This is a genomic window from Puniceibacterium antarcticum, from assembly GCF_002760615.1.
Classification (GTDB): Bacteria; Pseudomonadota; Alphaproteobacteria; order Rhodobacterales; family Rhodobacteraceae; genus Puniceibacterium; species Puniceibacterium antarcticum.
In genome coordinates, this window is record NZ_AWWI01000047.1 from 63,443 (window position 1) to 86,858 (window position 23,416).

Sequence of the window (23,416 nt, forward strand, 5' to 3'; positions counted from 1 at the left end):
CGGATCAGATCTGCGGCTCAAGACGGTCGGCGCTGGCATAAAGGTAACCGCCGCCGTAGTAGCCACTGATCTTGTCTTCTTCGAGCTTGGTGACCTGAGACGGTGCCGCGATGGTCGGCACAGCGGCGAAATGTTCGCCAAAGATCGACTTGATCGACACCTGGTTCTTCCAGATCCGCACCATGGGCATCGGCACCAGCCGCGTGCCTGTCCCGAACCCTGCATCCAGCGTGATCTCAAGATAACGCACCATCTGTTCCGGCTCGTCGATCCACAGATCGCTGATCATGCCGACAATCTTGCCATCCCCGGCCACCACCGGAAGGCCGCGCGGATCGCGCCCGGCAGAGACGTGGAAATGTTCGGTCGCCGACATCGGGATGATCTTGGGGTGACCCTTGCCATCCAGCTCGGGCTCGTCCCGGCGCGTCGCCCAGGATGCCGGGCCGACGCCATCCACCATGGGATTGCCGGTGGGATCATAAGGGAACCCGCCGCTGTCATGGGTCCGCGCCAGCGCCAGATCGGTGCGGTCAGGCTGCTGGCCCGATGGCACGGTCAGCGTCCCACGGCCGTGCGGCAGCTTGAACGTCTTGTCCGCAGGCAGCGGGAACACCCCGCCGGCATCAGCCTGCGTGCCATCCTCGTCCATCAGCGGATAGCCTTCGCGCATGTTCTCGCGCTGCAGCCAGACCACGAGGGCGGCGAAAAAGATGAAGAATAGCCAGAGGGAAATGCTGGCAAGGTCGACATTCCCAAAAATATAACCATCGGCCATAAGATGTGTCCTCCTCAGGGGTGCGTGTCAGGTTGGGAAATCGGCAAGGCCCAGCCCTGTCGGTTTCTGCTGTGGTTGATAGGTACGGCGGCTGCGGCTCACGAGCGGGCCAAGCAGGGCAAGCGTGACGAACATCAGCGCGATCTCGCCGTGATAGACGACCGAATAGCCGGTCGCGGGGTTGTTCATGCCGGCGCCCCAGGCCCCGGTCACGACGATCTGGTTCACGCCGTCGCGCACACCGCCGCCGATCAGGGTCGAAACACCCGCCGCCGTCGCCTGCGCCGCGCCCCAGGCGCCCAGCGCCAGACCGCGCCCGGCCAGCCCCTCGACCGGCATCGTCATCGCGGCCGTCAGGGTCGAGACGGCAAAGTAACCGCCACCAAACCCGATCAGGCTCGCCCCGATGAAAAAGATCGTCGGCGAATTCATAGGTGCTGCAAAGATCACCGTGGAAAAGGCCACAACCCCGGCCAGCAGCCCGGTCGCCGCCATGCGATAGGTGTTCGCCCCGCGCAGCAGCATCCGCCCCGCCAGCGCAAAGCCGATCAGCGCGCCCAGCGACCAGGTCGCGGTCAGCAGCGTCGTCGCCGATACAGACAGGCCCAGGATCTCGCCGCCATAAGGCTCCAGCAGCACGTCCTGCATATTGAACGCCATGGTGCCGACAAAGACCACCGCCAGCAGCCGGCCCGCCGTGCCCCCGGCGGTCAGATCCCGCCAGGCATCGCCAAAGCTGGGCGACGGCGCCTCGCGCTCTTCCTTGGTCATCGGGCGCACGCGCTCCTGCTTCCACAGGGCAACAACGTTCAGCACCACGGTCACAACGGCGGTGCCCTGCACCACCTTGATCAGCAGCAGCGGCGAAAAATCACGCAGCACCCAGCCGATGATGATCGACGAAACCCCCATCCCGATCAGGTACATGACATAGAGCAGCGCCACGACACGCGGCCGCGTCTCATCCGTCGCCCGGTCCGCCGCGAGGGCAAGGCCCGCCGTCTGCGTCATATGCATGCCGAACCCGGTCATGATAAAGGCAAGCCCTGCCAGCACTTCGCCCGCAAAGGGCACGTCATGGGTCACATCCCCGCCCAGCACCAGCAGGCAGGACGGCATGATGGCAAGCCCGCCAAACTGCCACAGCGTGCCGAACCACAGGTACGGAATCCGCTTCCAGCCCAGCGCAGACCGGTAGTTGTCCGACTTGAACCCCAGCAACGCGCGGAACGGCGCGATCAGCACCGGCAGCGCCACCATGACCGCAACCAGCAGGGCCGACACCGAAAGCTCAACAATCATCACGCGGTTCAGCGTGCCAAGCAGCATCACCCCGGCCATGCCGACCGACACCTGAAACAGCGACAGCCGCAGCAACTGGTTCAGCGGCAGACCCTCGCTTGCCGCATCGGCAAAGGGCAAAAGCCGGATGGTCAGCGACCGAAGGGATGAGGCCCGGAAGATCATTTCGTGAACTCCAACGCTTGCGAGATATAGAAACCCGAGGTGATCCGCCCCAGATCGCGCAACGCGCCGGTCGCGCGCACCGTCTGGGCCAGCGTGGCCGGGGCATGGGGGATCATGATGGGCGAACGGTCGGACCGCGGAAACATCTTGCCCGCGTACCACATGGTCATCAGCAGCGGCGTGCGCGGCGCGACGGTGAAAATCACGCTGCCACTGGTGCGCGCACTCAGCGCCGCCAGCGCCGCATGAATATCCGCGCCCGTGTAATAGATCAGGCTGTCCATCGCGACGACATGGTCAAAGTCACCCAGATGCGCCGACAGCATATCGCCACTGGCAAAAGTAACCCGGCCCTGCAGATCCGCCGGCAGCCGATTGCGCGCAATCTCAACCAGCGACGGCGAGATATCAACCGCCGTCACCAGCGCCCCACGCGCCGCCAGCTCTGCCGTCATCTGCCCCGCGCCACAGCCCGCATCCAGAACGCGCACCCCGTCGAGGTCACGCGGCAGTGCGCCCAGCATCCGCGCCCGCATCCGGTCGCGTCCCTGACGCACCGTCTCACGGATCCGGCTCACCGGCGCGTCCGAGGTCAGGCGCTCCCAGGTGCGGGTCGCGGTGCGGTCGAAATAATCCTCGACCCGGGCTCTGGTGGCGTCGTAGGTCATCAATCGAACCCCAACAGCTCAAAGATCTCACGATCCGGCAAGGATTCCGGCGCCAGCCCTTCGGTGCCCGCGAACAAAAGCTGCGCCAGGCGGATGTATTCGGCGCGGGCAATGACGATATCTTCCTCGTCCGGCATCTCGAACAGAGTCTTCTTCTTCAAACGGCTCCGGCGGATCGCGTCGATATCGGGCATATGCGCGATGCGGTTAAAACCGACGACGTCGCAATACCGGTCAACCTCGTTGGTCTCTTTCGAACGGTTGGCGATGCAGCCTGCCAGACGCACATTGTAGTTCTTGGACTTTGCCTGAACCGCCTGAATGATGCGGTTCATGGCATAGATGCTGTCAAAATCATTCGCCGTCACGATGACCGCACGATCGGCATGCTGCAGCGGGGCCGCAAAGCCGCCACACACCACATCCCCCAGCACGTCAAAGATCACCACATCGGTGTCTTCCAGCATGTGGTGCTGCTTGAGCAGCTTGACCGTCTGCCCCACCACATAACCGCCACAGCCCGTACCGGCCGGCGGCCCGCCCGCTTCGACACATTTCACACCGTTGAACCCGGTGGTCACAAAATCCTCGGGGCGCAGCTCTTCTGCATGGAAATCCACATCCTTCAGGATGTCGATCACCGTGGGCTGCAACTGCCCGGTCAGGGTGAAGGTGCTGTCATGCTTGGGGTCACAGCCGATCTGCAAGACCCGCTTGCCCAGCATGGAAAACGCCGCCGACAGGTTGCTTGATGTGGTGGATTTGCCAATCCCGCCCTTGCCATAGATCGCAAAAACCTGCGCGCCCTCGATGCGCAGATCGTCGTCCTGATGCACCTGAACAGACCCGTCGCCGTCCTGCCCCCTCAGCACCGGCGGCGCCGACATCCGCCGCGCCTCAAGCCCGGCCGCCTCACGCATGTTCGCCATCGCGGCCGGCGGTTGTCTGGTATCCAATGGGCTCATGAGAAACTCCTTTCGGCAAAGGCACAAAGCCCCTGCTTCTTCTCTTTCCAAATACGCGCCTGTCCGACGCCACGGATGTCGCAAACGCTGCTCATTCTGCCGCCACCCCTTCCATCCGGTCTTCCAGCGCATCCGCCGCATCCCGCAGCGCCGCCAGCGTCGCCGCATCGGGCGTCCAGTAGGCGCGCTCGTGTGCTTCCAGCAGACGGTTCGCCATGCGGCTCGACGCAGTCGGGTTCAGCTCGGCCAGACGCGCCCGCATCTCGGGGTCCAGCACAAAGGTTTCGGAAATCCGCTGATAGACCCAGGGGTCCACCTGCCCCGTCGTCGCCGACCAGCCCATGGTGTTGGTCACCTGCGCCTCGATCTGGCGCACGCCCTCGCTGCCGTGCTTCAGCAGACCCTCAAACCACTTCGGGTTCAGCGACCGCGACCGGGTTTCCAGCGCGACCTGATCCTTCAGCGTGCGCACCTTGCCGGCCCCCCGCGTCTGATCCGAGATATAGACAGCCGCCTCGACACCCCCCCGGGCACGTTTCACCGCCCGGGCAATGCCGCCCAGCGTGTCGAAATAATGGTCCACCGTGGTGACGCCCAGCTCGACCGATTCAAGGTTCTGATAGGCCAGATCGACATCCTTCAGCACCTTCTGCAGCAGCTTGGGATTGGCGCTCGCCTTGCCGTTCACACCATAGGCAAAGCTTTTGCGCGCCTCATAGGCATCGGCCAGCTCGTCCTCTTCCCCAAAGGCAGACGAATCCACCAGCAGGTTGACGTTGGACCCATAGGCGCCCTCGGCATTGGAAAACACCCGCAACGCGGCGGTCTCCATATCGACCCCCATGCTCTCGGCATAGGCCAGCGCATGGGCGCGGACAAAGTTCATCTCGACCGGCTCATCGGCCATCGCCGCCTTCAGCGCGGCCTCGGCCAGCATCCGGGTCTGCAGCGGCAGCAGATCGCGGAAAATCCCCGACAGCGTCATGATCACATCGATCCGGGGCCGGCCCAGTTCGGCCAAGGGCACCAGATCCGCGCCGGAAATCCGCCCGAAACTGTCAAACCGCGGCTTGGCCCCCATCAGCGCCAGCGCCTGCGCCAGCGGCGCACCGTCGGATTTGATGTTGTCCGACCCCCACAGCACCAGCGCCACGGTGCGCGGCACAGAGTGATGGGTTTCCAGCAACAGCTGCGCCTGTTTCGCACCATCGCGGCAGGCAAATTCTGTCGGCATCCGGAACGGGTCAAACGCATGGATGTTGCGCCCCGTCGGAAGCACGTCGGTCGACCGGATCAGGTCCCCCCCGGGCACTGGTTCGATATACCGACCCGACAGGGCACGCATCAGCGCCGGGATCTCGGTCTGCTGTTGCAGCAGCCCGTCCACCCGTGCGCGTGTCTCGTCATCAAGGCCTTCGATCAGCGCCAGGTAGTCGGCGCGCTGCGCATCCGAAAACCCGCGACCCATCACATGCAGGCCATCGGGGATCAGCGCATTTTCGGTCTCCAGCAGCTTGAGCCAAAGGGCATCCGGCCCGATCCCGCGCATATCCACCGCCTCGGCCTGCTCGGCGATCAGTGCCTGCAGCTCGTCGCGCATGGCATCCGCAGGGTCCATCCGGCGCCAGCGGGTCAGGCTGTCCTTCAGATCCTGTAGGCCCTTGTACAGACCCGATTGCGCCAGCGGCGGCGTGATATGCGTGACCGTGACAGCGCCAGACCGGCGCTTGGCCAGCGACGCCTCTGACGGGTTGTTCGACGCATAGAGGTAGACATTCGGCATCTCGCCGATCAGCCGGTCCGGCCAGTCGCGCGCACCCAGACCGGCCTGCTTGCCCGGCATGAATTCCAGCGCGCCATGCATGCCGAAATGCAGGATCACATCGGCCTCAAGCGTGTTCTTCAGCCACAGGTAAAAGGCGGTAAAGGCATGGGTCGGGGCAAAGCCGCGTTCGAACAGCAGGCGCATCGGGTCACCCTCGTACCCGAACGTCGGCTGCACCCCGACAAAGACATTGCCGAAATGCTTGCCCAGCACGAACACACCGCGCCCGTCCGACTGGATCTTGCCCGGCGCCGGCCCCCAGACCGCCTCGATCACCTTGAGCGGCGGCGTGGTGCGCACGATGGTATCCGCGCTCACATGGGCCGCGACATTCGCCTCTTGCCCATACTGCGCCGCATTACCCTCAAGCACGGCCGAGCGCAGCTGATCCACCGTCTCAGGCGGCTCGATCTGGTAGCCTTCGGCCTTCATCGCATGCAGCGTGTTGAACAACGATTCAAACACCGACAGATAGGCCGCCGTGCCCACAGCGCCGGCATTGGGCGGAAAGCCGAACAGCACGATGCCGACTTTCTTTTCGGCATTCGTCTTCTGACGCAGCTTTGCCAGCCGCACGACCTTTTCCGCCAGGCTGTCGATCCGCTCGGAACAGGGCGCCATGGCCTTGCTCGCCGACTGGCTCTGACACATGTACTGGCACCCCTGACAGCCATCGGGGCCGTGCCGGCCGCCAAACACCGTGGGGTTGGTCGCGCCGTCCAGTTCCGGCAGCGCGATCAGCATCGTTGTCTCGATCGGGCCCAGCCCCTGCGGACTGTCGGCCCACTGGCCCAGCGTCTGAAATTCCAGCGGGTGTGCGGCGATATAGGGAATATCCAGCGCCTTCAGCACCTTGATCGCGGCGGCATTGTCGTTATAGGCCGGCCCGCCCACAAGGCTGAAGCCGGTCAGCGACACCATGGCGTCGATCCGGCTGCCCTCTTTGGTCAGGAAATACGCCTCAATGGCCGGCCGGCCGTCCAGCCCGCCGGAAAACCCCGGGATGACCCGCAACCCGCGCGCCTCGAACTTGCGGATCACCGCATCATAATGCGCCGTATCTGACGACAGCACATAGGACCGCATCATCAGCAACCCGACAGTGCCCACAGGGTCCTTTGGCGTCGGCAGATCCGCCAGAGTGGTGGTGATCCGCTCTGGCAGATCGGGGTGATACAGACCCACATCCGGGTATTCCACCGGGGCCGCCCCAACCGCGCCCAGCCATTCGGGCCGGCTTGCGTATTTGCCCAGCAGGTAACGAACCATCGCCTCGATATTGTCGTCCGACCCGCCCAGCCAGTATTGCATGACCAGAAACCAGCTGCGCAGATCCTGCGCCTTGCCGGGAATCAGCTTCAGCATCTTTGGCAGACGGCGCAGCTGCGCCATTTTCTTCGCGCCACTCTCGGTCGAGGGTTTGGATGACCCGCGCAGCCGCTTCATCAGCGCCATCATGCCCGAGGCGGGCTTGGACATATCAAGACCACCCAGCTTGGTCAGCTTGACCAGCTCGGCATCGGCAATCACGCAGATCATGCCGTCAACCCGGTCCCGCGCCGCGCGCAGATCCGGCAGGATCGGGCGCACATGCTCTTCAAGGAACAGCAGATTGACCACAATCATATCGGCCGTCGCAATCGCCGCCCGGGCCTGCTCCAAGGTCTCGGGGTTCTCGCCCCATTCGGCGGCGGCATGCACGCTGACCATCAGCCCCGGAAAATCCCGGCTCAGCCGTTCCGAGGCCCGCGCCACCGGACCGGCCGCATGGGAATCAAGCGTGAGGATCACGATGGAATAGGCGCTGTCCGCGCGGGTTATGGTGAAATCATCGCGCATAATGGGCCTTTGCCTCATAAAGCGTATCAACACTGATCTCGGCCACACCACGTTCAGTGGCGTAATGTTCAGTGTTGCGCCGCGCCTTGCCCCGCACAAAGAACGGGATCTTCTTCAGTTCCTTCTCGGCAGCGGGCAGCCAGACAATCTCGAACGCCCCCCGCTTCTCTTCTTCAAAAATACGCCCTTCAGCGACCTCGGCCTCCGCACTGACCTCGGGCGGGCGCGCCACAGCCTTGCCGCCATGGTGGCTGGCGCCGGCCGCGTCGTGGAATTCGAAATCATCGCGGAACATGTGCAGCAGATGCTCTTCCAGCCCCATGACCAGCGGATGCACCCAGGTGTCGAAAATCACATTCGCGCCTTCGATGCCCATCTGCGGCGAATAGCGCGCCGGGAAATCCTGCACATGCACGGGGGCGGAAATCACCGCACAGGGGATGCCCAGCCGCTTGCCGATGTGGCGCTCCATCTGGGTGCCCAGGATCAGCTCGGGCGCCAGCGCCTCGATGGTGCGCTCGACCTCAAGGTAGTCGTCGCTGATCAGGGCCTCGACACCGAAATCCTTGGCCACGGCGCGCAGCATGCGGGCCTGTTCGCGGTTGTAGCAGCCCATGCCGATGACGTCGAAACCCATCTCGTCGCGCGCAATCCGCGCACAGGCGGCCACATGGGTGCCGTCGCCAAACAGGAACACCCGCTTGCCGGTCAGATAGGTGCTGTCCACCGAGGCCGAATACCACGGCATCCGCAGGCGGCTTTCGTCCAGAACAGGCGCGATACCGGCCAGTTTTGACACTTCGGCGATGAAATCCCGGGTCGCCCCGATGCCGATGGGCACGATTTTGGTGAAGGGCAGACCCAGTTCCCGCTCCATCCAGCGGCAAGCGGATTCCCCGGTTTCGGGATACATCAGCACATTGAAATGCGCCGCGCCCAGACGTTTGATATCCGACGGTGACGCGGTCATCGGCGCGGTCACATTGACCTCGATCCCCATCTCCATCAGCAACCCGGTCAGTTCGGTGATGTCATCGCGGTGGCGAAACCCAAGCGCGGTCGGCCCGATCAGGTTGCAGCTGACGCGGGCGGTCTTCTCCACCGGGCGCGCCAGATGGCGGCAGATCTGAAAGAAGGTCTCATCCGCGCCAAAGTTTTCCTTGCGCTGGTAGCTTGGCAAATCCAGCGGGATCATCGGGATCGGCAGGCCCAGCGTTTCGGACATGCCGCCGGGATCGTCCTGGATCAACTCGGCAGTGCAGGAGGCGCCAATGATCATCGCCTCGGGCTTGAAACGCTCGTAGGCGTCCAGACAGGCCGTCTTGAACAGATGCGCCGTGTCGGAGCCCAGATCGCGGGCCTGAAAGGTGGTATAGGTGACGGGCGGGCGATGGTTGCGCCGCTCGATCATGGTGAACAGCAGGTCGGCATAGGTGTCGCCCTGCGGCGCGTGCAGCACGTAATGCAGCCCGGTCATCCCGGTCGCGACGCGCATGGCACCGACATGGGGCGGGCCTTCGTATGTCCAAACCGTCAGTTTCATGTCAGCGCCGCAGTGGGGGCCAGCCCCCACACCCCCGGGATATTTGTGGGCAGATGAAACATCATTCGGCGGCCTCCAGTTTCAGGAGGTTCCGGCGGCGGAGCGGGCGCGAGAAGAGGCCCGCCAGATCGCCGGCCTGTTCGTAGAAATGCACCGGGGTAAACACCAGCTCGATCGACCACTTGGTGGTCAGACCCTCGGCTTCCAGCGGATTGGCAAGGCCGAGGCCGCAGATGCTCAGATCCGGACGCGCGGCGCGGCAGCGGTCCAGCTGCTTGTCCACATCCTGACCTTCGGCAATCACCGGACCCTGAGCCAGCAGGTCGAGATCCGGCGCCATCACCGCGCGGTGCAGGAAGGGCACGCCAACCTCGATCGCCGTCATGCCGCATTCGCGGGTCAGGAAACGGGCCAGCGGGATTTCGAGCTGGCTGTCGGGGAAAAAGAACACCGATTTGCCATTCAGGCTTTGCGAGGCCTGCGCCACGGCCTTGCGGGCGCGGGCGCGGGGTGCTTCGGTGACTGTGTCGAACAGCTCTTGCGAGACGCCGAATTCTGACGCCACGGCGCGCAGCCAGGCGGTGGTGCCTTCTTCGCCAAACGGGAAAGGCGCCGCGATATGGCGCGCCCCCCGGCGTTCCAGCGCCGCATGGGTGTCGGTCAGAAACGGCTGCGTCAGGGCAAAAACGGTGTTTTCGCCGATGCCGTAGCTGTCATTCACACTGGCGGCGGGCAGCACGCGGATCGGGCCGACGCCCATCGCCTCAAGCAGGCCCACGGCCTGTTGTTCCACCACATCGGGCAGCGCGCCGACCAGCAGCAATTCGCGCGCCGCGCTTTGCGGCAACACCGGCACCATCGAGGCGAGGCAGGCATCTTCGCCCTGGGTAAAGGTCGTCTCGATCCCGGAGCCGGAATAGTTCAGAACCCGCACGCGCGGCGCAAATTTCTCGGTCATGCGCGCGGCGGCGCGGGACAGATCCAGCTTGATCACCTCGGACGGGCAAGAGCCCACAAGGAACAGCTGGCGGATGTCGGAACGGCGCTCAAGCAGCTGGCCCACCACGCGGTCGAGTTCGTCCTGGGCATCGGCAAGGCCGGCCAGATCGGTTTCCTCAAGGATCGCCGTGGCGAACCGCGGCTCGGCAAAGATCATGACGCCGGCGGCGGACTGCAGCAGATGGGCGCAGGTGCGCGAGCCAACCACCAGAAAGAACGCATCCTGCATCTTGCGGTGCAGCCAGATAATCCCGGTCAGACCGCAGAACACCTCGTGCTGGCCGCGCTGTTTGAGAACAGGCGTGTCGGAGCAACCACGGCTTGGGGGTGGGGCAAAGCGGTCGGTCATGCTGCGGCCTCCTGCTGAAGCCGGGCCTGACGCAGTTTCCACAGGAACTGACCCGCGTTGATCACGTAGGTGATATAGGCCGCAAGGGCGAGCACCATGAGTCCGTCGGGCCCCATCGCCCCGGTCATCAGCGCCCAGACATAGGCGGTGTGCAGCGCGATCACGACAAAGGAAAACACGTCTTCCCAGAAGAAGGCCGGGGCAAACAGATACTGCCCGAACACCACCTTTTCCCAGATCGCGCCAGTCACCATGATCAGCATCAGGAAGGCTGTCTTGACCAGGATCGAGATCGTGGCCGCATCATATCCGTTGCCGGTCACGAGATAGCGCAGAACCAGCGCGAGAGAGACCAGAAAGGCCACGAACTGCAGCGGCGCCAGAACCCCCTGGATCAGCGTCCAGACCGACGAATCCCGGCGCTGGCGCTGTTCGGGAGTGTAGAGAAACACCGGTTTTCCGGGAGGGAGGGAAGACTGAGTCATGGTTGATTCCGTGGCTAGTGTAAGGTCAGCCTAACTCCGGGTTGGCAAAAGTGTCAATTAAAACTTACACAATTTGCGCAGACCATCTGTCCAACCCCGAATTCCGCATTTTACCTGAAAAACAGGGAATTTCCAAGATTTCAGAAAGAAAACGCCCCCGAGGCCATGCCCCCAGACACCAGTATATCGCAAAGTGTCAATTATCTTTGACAATTTGTGCGTGCGGAACCACACTCTGTCTCACTTGTTGTTTTGACAAGCTTGCCGTCCGGGTCGGTTTGACAGATGCGGTTCTGGTTTGCGGAGATACTGCCATGACGCACGACCAACTCACCCATGACCGCGCGATCGAGGAAACGGGCAGGCCCGACATTGCCTGCCTCGCCTCAACCGTCATCTCTGTCATCAACGACAAATCGGACGAGGGCAGCCAGACCATTCGGCCCAGCATGCTGCGCAAGATGGTCAGTGACTGCCTGTCGAAAACCGGCCATGACGCTGAACTGCTGCTGTCGAACCTGCGGGACAACCGGCTGGTGCCCGAACAGCTGATCGACATCTACATCCCCGAAGCGGCCCGCACCCTTGGCCTCATGTGGGCAGAGGACGAAATCACATTTGCGCAGGTCACCATCGCGACTGCGCGGCTTCAGGGGTTGCTGACGCTTCTGGCGATCCCGTGGTTCACGCGTATTTCCGACCCCGAAGACCAGATTTCGATTCTTGTCAGCCTGCAGGTTGATGACACTCATACGCTGGGGCCGCATGTCGCGATTGCCCAGTTGCGCCGTCTGGGGGCCTCTGTGCGTGTGTTGTTCGGCGCAGATAGCCAAACAGTTGTGCAGATGCTCAGCGAAGACACATATGATCTGTTAATGTTTTCGTGTTCCGATACCGGTGCACTTGCAACTATCGCTACAATGGTTAGACAGATCAGGTATTTAACCCCTGACTGCCCCCCTGTGGCGCTAGGTGGATTGGTCCTTGACCTTACGGACCGCGTCAAGGAAAGAACGGGTGCAGATCTGGTGACCTCTGATGTCAGGGTCGCCTACAAACTCTGCGAAAAGAAAAGGCCGAAGTTAAAGACCGTGGCGAAATGATGAATTCCACCAGATCCAGCTTCTGGAGCAATGGCTCCATACCTCTGATCGAGCCAGAGCTACTGTCGAGCATCATTGGTGTGGCGTCAGATATCGCACTGGTCGTTTCGGGCAATGGCGTCATCCTCTCGGTTCTGCTGAACCGCAACGAGACGTCCTTTGGCAATCTCGCGCATTGGGAAGGCCGGTCGATCCGGGAATTCCTGACCATCGACAGCATCCCGAAATTCGACGCGATCCAGAGCGATTACAAGAACGGCAAGGCCCCGACGAAATCGGTTGAACTCAATCACACCGATAACGCCGTGTGGGAATTCCCGGTCCGCTACAGCTTTCATCCCTTTGGCGCCGAACAATCCCTGCTGATGCTGGGCCGCGACCTGCGCCCCATCGCCGAAACCCAGCAGCAGCTGGTTCAGGCGCAGATGTCGCTGGAACAGGGCTACGAATCACGCCGCGAATTTGACGCCCGTTATCGCCTCTTGCTGCGCACGGTGCATGATGCGGTGGTCTTCGTTTCCGTGACCGACGGTCGGGTCAAGGATGCCAACGAACCCGCCGCCGCCCTGCTGGGCACCACCCGGGACGAACTGGTCGGCGCCTCCTTCGCTCAGGAATTCCGCGACAAGCGTCGCGAGGAATTCATCGACGGTCTGGTCAACACGTCCTTCTCCGATGCCGCAGCCGGGGTTGAGGTGCAGACGCGCCGCAGCCGCAAGAAGGTTGTGGTGACACCTTCGGTCTTTCGCGCAGGCGGCGAACGCGTGCTGATCTGCCGCCTGACCACCTCGGGCGATGTCTCCGCCAAACATGACGAACTCAGCGTCAATCTGAACATGCTGTTCGACAAGGGGGCTGATGCGGTTCTGTTCACCAGCATCACCGGTGTCATTCACGCCTGCAACGACAGCTTCCTCGACCTCATAGATGCCGCGCATCTGGTCGATATCAAGGGCCGCAACCTGTCGGAATTTCTCGGCCGCGGACAGATCGACATGTCGGTGCTGATCGAAAACGCCCGGCGCTCCGGTCAGATGCGCCTTTATTCCACCAAGCTGATGAATGATTACGGATCGAAAACCGCGATCGAGATGTCGGCCACCTATCTCGACGACCGCAACGAACCCGAACTTGGCTTTGTCATCCGCGACGCCACCCGGGTCGATGCCATGCGCAAAGCCCCGTTACAGGGCGCCGAGGAATCGAGCCGCAACGTGATGGAGCTGGTCGGCTCTGCCACGCTCAAGGAAATCGTGACGGAAACCACCGATGTCGTCGAAAAGATGTGCATCGAAACCGCCGTCAGCCTGACGCGCAACAACCGCGTCGCCGCCGCCGAAATGCTGGGCCTGTCGCGCCAGAGCCTTTACGTCAAGCTGCGCAAATACGGCCTGCTCAGCAAAGAGACGGATGGCGACGCCTAGGCGTTGCGGGTTTGACTCAGGACAAAGCCCATCTGATCGCGCACTCGATCAAAGGAGGAGAGCGTACATCCGGATAGGGTTTGAACCGAGACGCACACACCCCTCTGACCCATCCCCGCCGACATTCTAAATCTGACATCGTTAATCTTGCGGCGACTCAAAATGTCGTGTTTAGTTTACACATGAGTGTCAGCACAAATTTACACCCCCGCCAATACCCCGAGCCTGCAGCCATGCTGCGGCTGATCAAACCTGTCACATGGTTCCCGCCGATGTGGGCCTATGTCTGCGGGTTGATCGCTTCGGGGCAACCGATGTTGTCCAACTGGCCGATGGTCATTCTGGGCATATTGCTCGCCGGCCCGATCGTCTGCGGGATGAGCCAGGCCGCCAACGACTGGTGCGACCGCCACGTGGACGCGATCAACGAACCCGACCGCCCGATCCCCTCGGGGCGCATTCCGGGCCGCTGGGGTCTGTGGATCGCACTGGCCATGTCGGTGCTGTCGCTGGCCGTCGGCTCTCTGCTCGGCACATGGGGCTTCATCGCCACCGTGGTCGGCGTGCTTGCCGCATGGGCCTATTCCGCCGAACCCGTCCGGCTCAAGAAATCCGGCTGGTGGGGCCCGGGCCTTGTGGGTCTGTCCTATGAAACACTGCCCTGGTTCACCGGTGCTGCCGTGTTGTCCCAGACCCTGCCAGCCACCCCCGTGATCCTCATCGCCCTGCTTTATGGCATCGGCGCCCATGGCATCATGACCCTCAATGATTTCAAGGCGCTGGAGGGTGATCGCCAGATGGGGGTCAACTCCCTCCCCGTCACCCTCGGCCCGGAAAAGGCGGCCAAGGTCGCCTGCATCGTGATGATCATTCCGCAGATCTTCGTGATCATCGCACTGGCCAAATGGCACCACCCCGCCCATGCCTCCGCCGTCATGGCGCTGACCCTTGGCCAGCTCTGGGCCATGTCCGTCATGCTGCGCGACCCCAAGGCCAAGGCCCCCTGGTACAACGGCACCGGCGTTCTGATGTATGTCAGCGGCATGATGGTGTCCGCCTTCGCCCTGCGCACGATAGAGGTGCTGCAATGACCCTCAGCTGGTTCTCGATCCTGCGGCTTGGCCTTGTCCAGATGGCCCTCGGGGCGATTGTGGTGCTCACCACCGCCACGATGAACCGCGTCATGGTCGTGGAGCTGGCCCTGCCCGCGATCCTGCCTGGCCTGCTCGTCTCGCTCTATTACGGCATGCAGTTCCTGCGCCCGCGCTTTGGCCATGACGCCGACACCGGCGGCCGCCGCACCCAATGGATCATCGGCGGCGTTGCTGTCCTTGGCCTCGGCGCGCTTGGGGCCTCGCTTTCGGTCGGCCTCATGGCCCAGTCCACCACCCTCGGCATTGCCGTGGCCATCCCGGCCTTTGTCCTCATCGGCCTTGGCATCGGCGCGGGCGGCACAAACCTGCTTGCCCTGCTCGCGTCACGCGTGGGCGAGGGCCGACAGGCCGCCGCCGGCAGCGCCGTCTGGATCATGATGATCTTTGGCCTTGCCGCAACCGGCATCACCGCCGGAATTCTGCTTGATCCCTACAGCCCCACCCGGCTGGTCGTCGTCACCGCCGGCGTCTGCGCCATTGCCCTGATCCTAGCCGTGATCGGCACATGGGGACAGGAACGCACACCAGCCCGCGCCCGCCCGAAACCCAACCGCGACGCCAGCTTTGCACAGGTCGCCCGCGAACTTTGGGCCGATGCGCGCGTGCGCCGCTTCACCATCTTCGTCTTCGCCTCCATGCTCGCCTACAACCTGCAGGACCTGATCCTGGAACCCTTCGCCGGCCACGTCTTTGGCATGACCGTCGGGCAAAGCACGCAGCTGGGCGGCATGCACCATGCCGGCGCGCTGATGGGTATGCTCGCCGTCCTCCTCTCGGGCACCCTGCTCGCGCGCTGGGTCACCGTGCCGATTCGCGTCTGGATCACCGGCGGCTGCCTGCTCTCGGGCGCCTCCCTGCTCGCCATGGCCTGGGGCGGGATGCACGCCCCCACATGGCCGCTGGCCCTCAATGTCTTCACCCTCGGCTTTGCCAACGGCTGCTTTGCCGTCGCCGCCATCGGCGCGATGATGACACTCGCGCGCGAAGGCGACGATGCCCGCGAAGGCATCCGCATGGGCATCTTCGGCGCGGCTCAGGCCATCGCCTTTGGCCTCGGCTCCTTCCTCGGCACCGCCGCCACCGACATCATGCGCAGCCTCACCGCCTCGGACCCGCTGGCCTATGGCAGCGTCTTCGCCGCCGAAGGCGCGGTATTCCTGATCGCCGCCACCCTCGCCCTGAACCTGACCACAGACACCACGGCAGCGCCAAAATCTGCCCTCGTACCGGGAGAATGACCATGTTTGACGTTGTCGTCGTGGGCGGAGGCCCCTCTGGCGCCACTGCCGCCGAAGATCTGGCCCGCTCGGGCCACGCTGTTGCCCTGCTCGACCGTGACGGGCGCATCAAACCCTGCGGCGGCGCGATCCCGCCCCGCCTGATGCAGGATTTCGCCATCACCGACGATCAGCTGGTGGCCAAGGTCACCACAGCACGCATGATTTCCCCCAGCGGGCGCAGGGTCGATATCCCGATCGAAAACGGCTTTGTCGGCATGGTCGACCGCAAGTATTTTGACCCCTTCCTGCGCAACCGCGCCGAAGAGGCCGGCGCGCACCGCTTCACCGGCACCTATCTGCGCATCGAACGCGAGGGCAAAAAGCGATTCGTGATCTACCGCGACAAGGACAGCGGCGAGGAACGCAAACTCCAGACCCGCCTGATCATCGGCGCTGACGGGGCACGCTCCAAGGTCGCGCGCCAGCAGGTCCCCGGCGGCAACCGCATCCCCTACGTTCTGGCCTATCACGAGATCATCGAGGCGCCCGAGGCCACAGACACCTATGATCCGATGCGCTGCGACGTGGTCTATGACGGCGCCATCTCACCCGATTTCTACGGCTGGGTCTTTCCCCATGGCAGCACCACCAGCGTCGGCATGGGCACAATCCTGCCAGAGGTGAACCTGAAAGAGGCAACAAAAGCGCTCCGCCTCGCCTCGGGCCTCGCCGACTGCAAGACGCTGCGCCGCGAAGGCGCGCCAATCCCGCTGAAACCGCTGCGCTTCTGGGACAATGCCAATGACGTGGTGCTGGCCGGCGATGCGGCCGGCGTCGTCGCGCCGTCTTCGGGCGAAGGCATCTATTACGCCATGGTCGGCGGGCGCGTCGCCGCCACTGCCGCTGCCGCCACGCTGGTTTCGGGGCGCATCACCGACCTCGCCCTCGCCCGCCGCCTGTTCATGAAAGAGCACAAGCAGGTGTTCAAGGTTCTCGGCGCCATGCAGAACGCCTATTATCGCTCTGACAGCCGCCGCGAACGGTTTGTGTCGCTTTGCCACGATATCGACGTTCAAAAGCTGACGTTCGAGGCCTATATGAACAAGAAGCTGGTCGCGGCGCGCCCCATGGCGCATCTCAAGATCGGGATCAAGAACCTCAGCCACCTCACCGGCCTTGTGCGGGAGACCTATGTATGACGATCCAAATTCCCGCCTGGGTGAACGGCACGCTGGTGCCGGTGGACAAGCTTGAGGCCCATGTCAAAGGCCTGCGCCACAAGGCCGTCTCGGTCTTTGTCACCCACGGGAACACGGTTCTGATCCAGCGCCGGGCGATGGGGAAATACCACACGCCGGGGCTCTGGGCCAACACCTGCTGCACCCATCCCGAATGGGACGAATCGAGCCTGGACTGCGCCAACCGCCGGCTGGCGCAGGAACTGGGCATCACTGGCCTGTCACCCGATTACCGCGACCGCGTGGAATACCGCGCCGATGTGGGCAGCGGGCTGATCGAACACGAGGTGGTGGACATCTTCCTCGCCGAAGCGCCCGCCAACCTCCGCCTCGACCCGGACCCTGCCGAAGTGATGGAAACCCGCTGGCTCAGCTATGACGCGCTCCTCCGCGACGTGACGGCAAACCCCGCCCGCTTCACCCCCTGGCTGCGGATCTACCTCGACACCTACGCCAGCCGCATCTTCTCGCCCGAGATGCTCGCCCATTCCTGACCCCTGAAAACGGCTTTTGCAGCATCACCGCCCAACCCAAAGGGCTGCGGCGGTTTCTGGAGTCGTAAGGGCGTATTTAGGAAAGAGAAGAAGCAGGGGACGGTCCTGCCCCCCTTCTCTCACACGCATTTCAAACCCGCGTTAAACAAAGGCCAACCACAGACGCGGGTCCAGAAACGTACTCCACCGTTTCATCTGCCCAAAAATATCCCGGGGGAGTCTCCGGTTCACCGGAGACGGGGGCAGAGCCCCCATCCAACCCTACGGAAAAGACCAGACCCTTCAGACAGAGCGCAGCGGCACAACGCGGCTCTCGCGCCCCAACGCCTCTTGCACCACGCGCGCGATGTCGAGCCGCGTCAGCCCCGCATCGCTGTACATCTCATCCGGCGTGCCCTGATCGATGAACCGATCCGGCAGGGTCAGCGTGCGCACCCGCAGACCCCGGTCCAGCAACCCACGCGCCGCCATTTCCTGCAGCACCTGCGCACCAAACCCGCCGCGCGCGCCTTGTTCGACCGTGATCAGCGCCTGATGATGCCGCGCCAGCTGAGTGATCAGTTCCATATCCAGCGGCTTGGCAAAGCGCGCATCGGCGATGGTGACCGAAATCCCCTCCGCCTCCAGCAGCGCGGCGGCGGCCTGACATTCGCCCAGATGCGTGCCCAGCGACAGCAGCGCCACGTCAGTCCCCTCCTGCAGCACCCGGCCACGACCGATCTGCAGAACCTCACCCCGTTCGGGCAGCTGCACCCCCGTGCCATTGCCGCGCGGATAGCGGAACGCGATGGGGCCGGCGTCATGCGACGCGGCCGTCGCCACCATGTGCATCAGCTCGGCCTCATCCGCCGCAGCCATCACCGTGAATCCCGGCAGGTTGCTGAGATAGGCCAGGTCAAAGGACCCCGCATGGGTCGCGCCATCGGCCCCCACAAGGCCGGCCCGGTCGATGGCAAAGCGCACCGGCAGACCCTGCAGGGCCACATCATGCACCACCTGATCATAGCCGCGCTGCAGGAAGGTGGAATAGATCGCACAGAACGGCTTCAGCCCGCTTGCCGCCATGCCGGCGGCAAAGGTCACCCCATGCTGTTCGGCAATGCCCACATCGAACACCCGCCCCGGAAAGCGTTTCGCCATGATGTCGAGGCCCGTGCCCCCCGGCATGGCCGCCGTCACCGCCACGATATCGGGATCTCGGGCCGCCTCATCGCTCAGCGCCTGCCCGAAGACCGCCGTATAGGACGGTGCGCCGGGTTTGGATTTCGCCTGCGCGCCGCTCGCCACGTTGAATTTCGACACACCGTGGTATTTGTCCGCGCTCGCCTCGGCGGGGGCATAGCCCTTCCCCTTGACCGTGCAGCAATGGATCAGCACCGGCCCCGTGGCCCGCGCCCGCGCCGCCCGCAGCACCGGCAGCAGCTGGTCCATGTCATGCCCGTTGATCGGGCCGATGTAGTCGAATCCCAGCTCTTCGAACAGCGTACCGGACCCCTGCAAGGCCCCCGTCACCATCTGGCGCGCGCGTTTGGCGCTGTCGCGCATGGGTGCCGGCAGGGCCGCTTCGAACCCTTCGGCCAGGCTTTTGATCTTGGCCAGCGGTTCGTTGGCATAAAGGCGCGACAGGTAGGACGACATCGCCCCCACCGGCGGCGCGATGCTCATCTCATTGTCGTTGAGGATGACGAACAGCCGCCGCCCCTCGGCCCCGGCATTGTTCATCGCCTCATAGGCCATGCCGGCACTGATCGCGCCATCCCCGATCACGGCAATCGCATCGCCCGTGGGCCGGCCCATGTCACGCCCGACGGCAAAGCCAAGCGCAGCGGAAATCGAGGTCGAGGAATGCGCCGCCCCAAACGGGTCGAACTGCGATTCAGACCGTTTCGTGAACCCCGACAGCCCGCCCTTTTGGCGCAGGCTGCGCATGCGGTCGCGCCGGCCGGTCAGGATCTTGTGCGGATAGCTCTGATGGCTCACATCCCAGATCAGCTTGTCCATCGGCGTGTTGAACACCGCATGGATCGCCACGGTCAGCTCGACCACCCCCAGAGACGACCCCAGATGCCCGCCGGTCTCGGACACCACCTCGATCAATTCCTGTCGCAGCTCGCCGGCAAGGCGCGACAGATCCGGATCGCTCATCGCGCGCAGATCGGCAGGGCCGGCGACGCGGTCAAGGGTGGGGGTATTGCTCATCTGAGGCATCCTTTCAGAGAAAGAAATGGCGCCACGCTGCAATCGGATTGCCGACAGGAACGTGACGCCAGGATCCTGTAGCCAACAGGATGGGAACCGGGGTGTCTGGACCCCCCGACATCCGACCCGCTGGAAAACCGCGGGCCAGATCTGGCAGGGGCCGGGGCAGGAACAGCCGCCCCGGCCCATCATTCAATCGTAGACCGGCGCACCCGTTGCGGCGAGTTCGGGATAGTTTCCGATCACATTCGTGCCCTGCAGCGGCTGCTGATAGCCCTTGTGGCAGGTCTTGCAGGCGGCCTTGGGCGCGTCCTGGTAGACCGGTCCGAGACGTTCGGGCGGATAGACTTCGGTCAGGGGCACGAGATATTCGTTGTTCAACTCCTGCACCATCGAGATGCCCAGCAGTTCGGTCGCCCATTGCGGCGTCACCTGACCGGGGTCGTAGAAGGCCCGGGAGTTGTGACAGAACACGCAGTTCACCCCCAGCGAATTGCTGATGTAGTTCATGAGCGAGAAGGTCCGTTCCGCATTCTGCCAGGTCGGCACATCCGGATCCGAGGGATATTCATCCGCATGCGCGTCAAGATTGTGCACCTTGATCGATTCCGTCTTGAGCAGATAGGTCTCAAGCGCATCTGACGGCAAAGAAGTATACTGGGACTGCACTGTCACGCGGTTCTGCACAGCCGACCAGCCTTCGGTCGCCTTGGTGACCGGGGCAATGCGGAACCAGATGTCCGACGGCACGTTTTCACCCCGATGGCAGGTGAAGCAGGTCACACCAACCTCTTTGTTGACGTTGACGTGCCCATCCCAGTTCTCGTTGATGTTCTGCGTCATCTGGATCATCCGGCGCGCAACGACCTTGGTATAAAGGTCATCCGCCCCGTATTCCTCCAGCGCCACGTCGCCGTGGCAATAGGCGCAGCCCTGTTCGGGGGCGACCCACTGGGTCATGGCCCCCATCACACGGTTAAAGTTGTCTTCGGTGAGATCGCCCAGAACCTGGACGTTCTTATAGATATCCTTGGCCAGATTTTCACCGCCCTCGGGGATATAGGGCTCATCGAAATACATCGCTTCGATGGACGGGTCCGGTTTTGCCAGGTCCGATTTGAATTCGGTCCGCGACATGCCCGTGCCGGCCGGCCCGGTCTGGATCGAGGCTGTGGCATAGGGCTGCCCCAGACTTATCAGCGCCACCACCACGATCACCGCAGATCCGACCGCGCCGACCAGGATGGCCGGACCGTAGATATTGGCCGGTCGCTCCGAATTCCATTTGAAGAACCAGTTCGGTAGCATGATCAGTTACCCCCCTGTCCGATAAAGCCTTCATAGGTGCCGTATTCGCCGTATCCGTAGGATCCGTCATACATCGGCGCGAAATGGTGTTCCTGTGCCCAGATGAACCAGTTGTCGACGACAGTGCCGGTCAAAAGGATGCCGATACCACCGGTGATCGGGGTGAGAACGGCGAACCACCAGGCCCAGCGGTGAATGCCCTCCATCGTGGCGTTGAACCCCATGGTCCAGCGCCAGAACAGGGCCGCCCGTTCCGAAGCCGTGCCACGGTCAGCGATCTGCTCCAGTTCGCGGTCGCCGCCGTAGCGGGTCACAGCCAGAATGGTCGCGCCATGCATGGCGAACAGCAGGACCGAACCATAAAGAAAGACGATCGAAAGGCAGTGGAACGGGTTGTAGTAAAGGTTGCCGTATCGGATCGAAAATGCCGTGGTCCAGTCAAGGTGCGGGAAGATGCCATAGGGCACCATCTCGGACCAGCTGCCCATCAGGATGGGACGGAACAGGCCCAGCACAAGGAACAGCCAGATCGCGGAGCCAAAGGCCCAGGCCACGTGCTTGCCCATCTTTTGCTCCTGCGCCAGCATGTAGCTGCGCAGCCACCAGCTGCAGACCGCAACAAGCAGGAAGAAGCTTGAGATGATGTACCAGCCGCCATCCTGCAGCGGCGGAATTTTCAGACCGTATTGCGGGCTTGGTGGTTCCAGGGCCAGCCAGAACCCCTGCCGCAGCAGCTCCGGGATCGACCAGTTGACCTGCGCCAGCATGTTGATCCCGATGATGTTCAGCCACAGGCACCCGCAACCCAGCGACACCATGCCGGCCCAGCCCAGATAGATCGGGCCCAGCTGCGCGTTGCCGATCCAGCCTGCAAGGTTGGAAAACCCCGGCGTGCCGATCCGCTCTCCGCTCAGGGTGCCCTGTTCATCCAGGCCCACCTCAGGGGCGCCACGCACCTGCACCTGCGTAAAGATGTTTTGGTATTCAATCATGGCCATGTCTTACATCCCCACCACGTTAGAGCCCCAGATCGGCATATCGAGCCACCAGTTCCACCATTCCGGCCAGCCCTTGGTCCAGACCGGGCCAGAGATGATGATGCAGACCGCCGAAAAGAACACGGCGTTGATCGCCAGCAGAAATCCAAGACGGTGAATGCCCAGCGTGCCGATGGAATAGCCGATGAAGTCGCGAAAGAAGGTGTCCTCATGATCCGGCGTCTTCATGTCTTCGCCCTTTTCAGGGTTCGCCGCCGACAGGACCAGACCACCATGCAACGCGAGGGCAAAGGTGGTGGTAAAGAACAGTGTCACCGCCAGCATATGCGCCGGGTTGTAATGGAAGTGCAGATAGGCATAGCCGGTGTTGCTGACCCAATCGAGGTGGCTGAAGATGCCATAGGGAAACCCATGCCCCCAGGCCCCCATTAGCAGCGGGCGAAAGATCACCAGCGTCATGTAGGCAAGGATCGCAAAGGCAAAGGCAAAGGGCACGTGATACCCCATCCCCAGCTTGCGGCAGATCTCGACCTCACGAAGGGCCCAGCTGATGAAGGACCCCGTCGCGCAGAAGGTGATGATCTGCCAAAGCCCGCCTTCCATCAGCGGCGCAGCACCCAGACCATAGCTCAGGTCAGGCGGTGGAATATTGATAAGCCAGGGGTTGAATGTGCCCTGATGGGCCGCACCCCAGAATATGAGCATGGTGCCCAGAAGGGCAAAAAAGGCAGTCGTGACCCCGAAGAAGCCCACGTAAAATGGCCCCACCCAGAAGTCGAACAGATCGCCGCCGATCAGCGTCCCTCCGCGGACGCGATACTTTTTCTCGAAGCTGAGCAAAGCCATCTTCATGATCTCCGCGTTTTGCGGCGCGTTCCCCCCGGGGACGTATGCCGTCATTTCCAAAGCTGTTTGGTGTTCTACTGCGGGCAACCGAACCGATGCCTCAGGCTGCCCGCAGAGATGTCGTGATGTGCCGCGTGCCCCCCGCAGGGGGCCGCGCGTTTACATGCCCGCTTGTGCGGCGGTCTCGAACCAGTTGACGCCGTTGGACAGCACAACCAGGTGAATCATCACCGCCAGCAGGAAGAGAAAGACGCCCTGTGCCACGAACACGCGGCGGGGGTCGAAGATGAGCCAGATTTTGTAAAACTTTGCCATTTTCTATGTCCCCTTCAGAACCACGGACGCCAGATGAAGGTTGCGAGGTGCGCAACCACTGCAACCGCCGAGAACAGCCAAAGGCCGCTCATGTAGACGGAATGCAGTTCCTGTGCCTGCTCGTCGGTAAGACCTGTGAACGACAGGTCGGTATTATCAGCCATGAACTTTCCTCCGGAATGTTAGTGCTGACGCCGCA

General features: G+C 62.9%; 20 protein-coding genes. 6 read left to right on the top strand and 14 right to left on the bottom strand.

Annotated features, from left to right (window positions below; genetic code table 11):
* Positions 1–4: 4 nt before the first annotated feature.
* The 8 genes from puhA to bchF form a co-directional block, all read right to left on the bottom strand.
* Positions 5–778, bottom strand: a complete 774-nt coding sequence (puhA, locus tag P775_RS05785) for a photosynthetic reaction center subunit H (RefSeq protein WP_099910091.1) — start codon at positions 776–778, stop codon at positions 5–7.
* 27 nt (positions 779–805) lie between these two features.
* The gene (locus tag P775_RS05790; protein WP_099910092.1) at positions 806–2,245 is read right to left on the bottom strand and encodes a PucC family protein; all 1,440 of its coding nucleotides are present in this window, start codon (positions 2,243–2,245) and stop codon (positions 806–808) included.
* Entirely contained in the window at positions 2,242–2,913 is a 672-nt protein-coding gene (gene bchM / locus P775_RS05795; RefSeq protein WP_099910093.1) for a magnesium protoporphyrin IX methyltransferase, read from the bottom strand. The genes P775_RS05790 and bchM overlap by 4 nt, the downstream gene beginning before the upstream one ends.
* Complete coding sequence (gene bchL / locus P775_RS05800; protein ID WP_099910149.1) at positions 2,913–3,800, bottom strand: ferredoxin:protochlorophyllide reductase (ATP-dependent) iron-sulfur ATP-binding protein; 888 nt, start codon at positions 3,798–3,800, stop codon at positions 2,913–2,915. Before bchL ends, bchM begins: the two co-directional genes overlap by 1 nt.
* Positions 3,801–3,969: 169 nt before the next feature.
* Positions 3,970–7,542 carry a magnesium chelatase subunit H gene (locus P775_RS05805; protein WP_099910094.1) on the bottom strand — a complete coding sequence of 1,191 codons (3,573 nt, stop codon included), beginning with the start codon at positions 7,540–7,542 and terminating at the stop codon, positions 3,970–3,972.
* A complete protein-coding gene (bchB, locus tag P775_RS05810; RefSeq protein ID WP_099910095.1) occupies positions 7,532–9,085 on the bottom strand; it encodes a ferredoxin:protochlorophyllide reductase (ATP-dependent) subunit B in 1,554 nt (517 codons plus the stop codon). The genes P775_RS05805 and bchB overlap by 11 nt, the downstream gene beginning before the upstream one ends.
* 61 nt (positions 9,086–9,146) lie before the next feature.
* Positions 9,147–10,433: a ferredoxin:protochlorophyllide reductase (ATP-dependent) subunit N gene (locus P775_RS05815; RefSeq protein ID WP_099910096.1), complete on the bottom strand. Its 1,287-nt coding sequence runs from the start codon at positions 10,431–10,433 to the stop codon at positions 9,147–9,149.
* Positions 10,430–10,918: a 2-vinyl bacteriochlorophyllide hydratase gene (gene bchF, locus P775_RS05820; RefSeq protein WP_099910097.1), complete on the bottom strand. Its 489-nt coding sequence runs from the start codon at positions 10,916–10,918 to the stop codon at positions 10,430–10,432. Before bchF ends, P775_RS05815 begins: the two co-directional genes overlap by 4 nt.
* 314 nt (positions 10,919–11,232) lie before the next feature.
* On the opposite strand from bchF, the gene P775_RS05825 reads away from it, so the two are divergent.
* From P775_RS05825 to idi, 6 genes are all read left to right on the top strand, one after another.
* Complete coding sequence (locus P775_RS05825; protein WP_099910098.1) at positions 11,233–12,021, top strand: cobalamin B12-binding domain-containing protein; 789 nt, start codon at positions 11,233–11,235, stop codon at positions 12,019–12,021.
* Positions 12,018–13,445, top strand: coding sequence for a transcriptional regulator PpsR (ppsR, locus tag P775_RS05830; RefSeq protein WP_245875586.1), 1,428 nt, complete (start codon positions 12,018–12,020; stop codon positions 13,443–13,445). The genes P775_RS05825 and ppsR overlap by 4 nt, the downstream gene beginning before the upstream one ends.
* Positions 13,446–13,627: 182 nt before the next feature.
* Positions 13,628–14,536 carry a chlorophyll synthase ChlG gene (gene chlG / locus P775_RS05835; RefSeq protein WP_099910099.1) on the top strand — a complete coding sequence of 303 codons (909 nt, stop codon included), beginning with the start codon at positions 13,628–13,630 and terminating at the stop codon, positions 14,534–14,536.
* Positions 14,533–15,837, top strand: a complete 1,305-nt coding sequence (locus P775_RS05840; RefSeq protein WP_099910100.1) for a BCD family MFS transporter — start codon at positions 14,533–14,535, stop codon at positions 15,835–15,837. Before chlG ends, P775_RS05840 begins: the two co-directional genes overlap by 4 nt.
* 2 nt (positions 15,838–15,839) lie before the next feature.
* Entirely contained in the window at positions 15,840–17,018 is a 1,179-nt protein-coding gene (locus tag P775_RS05845) for a geranylgeranyl diphosphate reductase (RefSeq protein WP_099910101.1), read from the top strand.
* Positions 17,015–17,551: an isopentenyl-diphosphate Delta-isomerase gene (gene idi / locus P775_RS05850; protein WP_099910102.1), complete on the top strand. Its 537-nt coding sequence runs from the start codon at positions 17,015–17,017 to the stop codon at positions 17,549–17,551. The genes P775_RS05845 and idi overlap by 4 nt, the downstream gene beginning before the upstream one ends.
* A gap of 282 nt (positions 17,552–17,833) precedes the next feature.
* On the opposite strand, the gene dxs is transcribed toward idi, so the two are convergent.
* The 6 genes from dxs to pufB all read right to left on the bottom strand — a co-directional run bounded on the left by dxs (position 17,834) and on the right by pufB (position 23,381).
* Positions 17,834–19,750 (bottom strand): 1-deoxy-D-xylulose-5-phosphate synthase, encoded by a 1,917-nt coding sequence (dxs, locus tag P775_RS05855; protein WP_425439885.1) that lies wholly within the window; start codon positions 19,748–19,750, stop codon positions 17,834–17,836.
* Positions 19,751–19,942: 192 nt separating this feature from the next.
* A complete protein-coding gene (gene pufC / locus P775_RS05860) occupies positions 19,943–21,058 on the bottom strand; it encodes a photosynthetic reaction center cytochrome PufC (RefSeq protein WP_099910103.1) in 1,116 nt (371 codons plus the stop codon).
* A 2-nt stretch (positions 21,059–21,060) separates the two neighbouring features.
* Entirely contained in the window at positions 21,061–22,050 is a 990-nt protein-coding gene (gene pufM, locus P775_RS05865; protein WP_180287346.1) for a photosynthetic reaction center subunit M, read from the bottom strand.
* A gap of 9 nt (positions 22,051–22,059) precedes the next feature.
* Positions 22,060–22,902, bottom strand: coding sequence for a photosynthetic reaction center subunit L (gene pufL / locus P775_RS05870; protein WP_099910152.1), 843 nt, complete (start codon positions 22,900–22,902; stop codon positions 22,060–22,062).
* Between the two features lie 159 nt (positions 22,903–23,061).
* On the bottom strand, positions 23,062–23,217 hold the full coding sequence (gene pufA, locus P775_RS05875; RefSeq protein WP_099910105.1) for a light-harvesting antenna LH1, alpha subunit: 156 nt from the start codon (positions 23,215–23,217) through the stop codon (positions 23,062–23,064).
* Positions 23,218–23,231: 14 nt separating this feature from the next.
* Positions 23,232–23,381, bottom strand: a complete 150-nt coding sequence (gene pufB, locus P775_RS05880) for a light-harvesting antenna LH1, beta subunit (RefSeq protein ID WP_072778079.1) — start codon at positions 23,379–23,381, stop codon at positions 23,232–23,234.
* Positions 23,382–23,416: the final 35 nt, after the last annotated feature.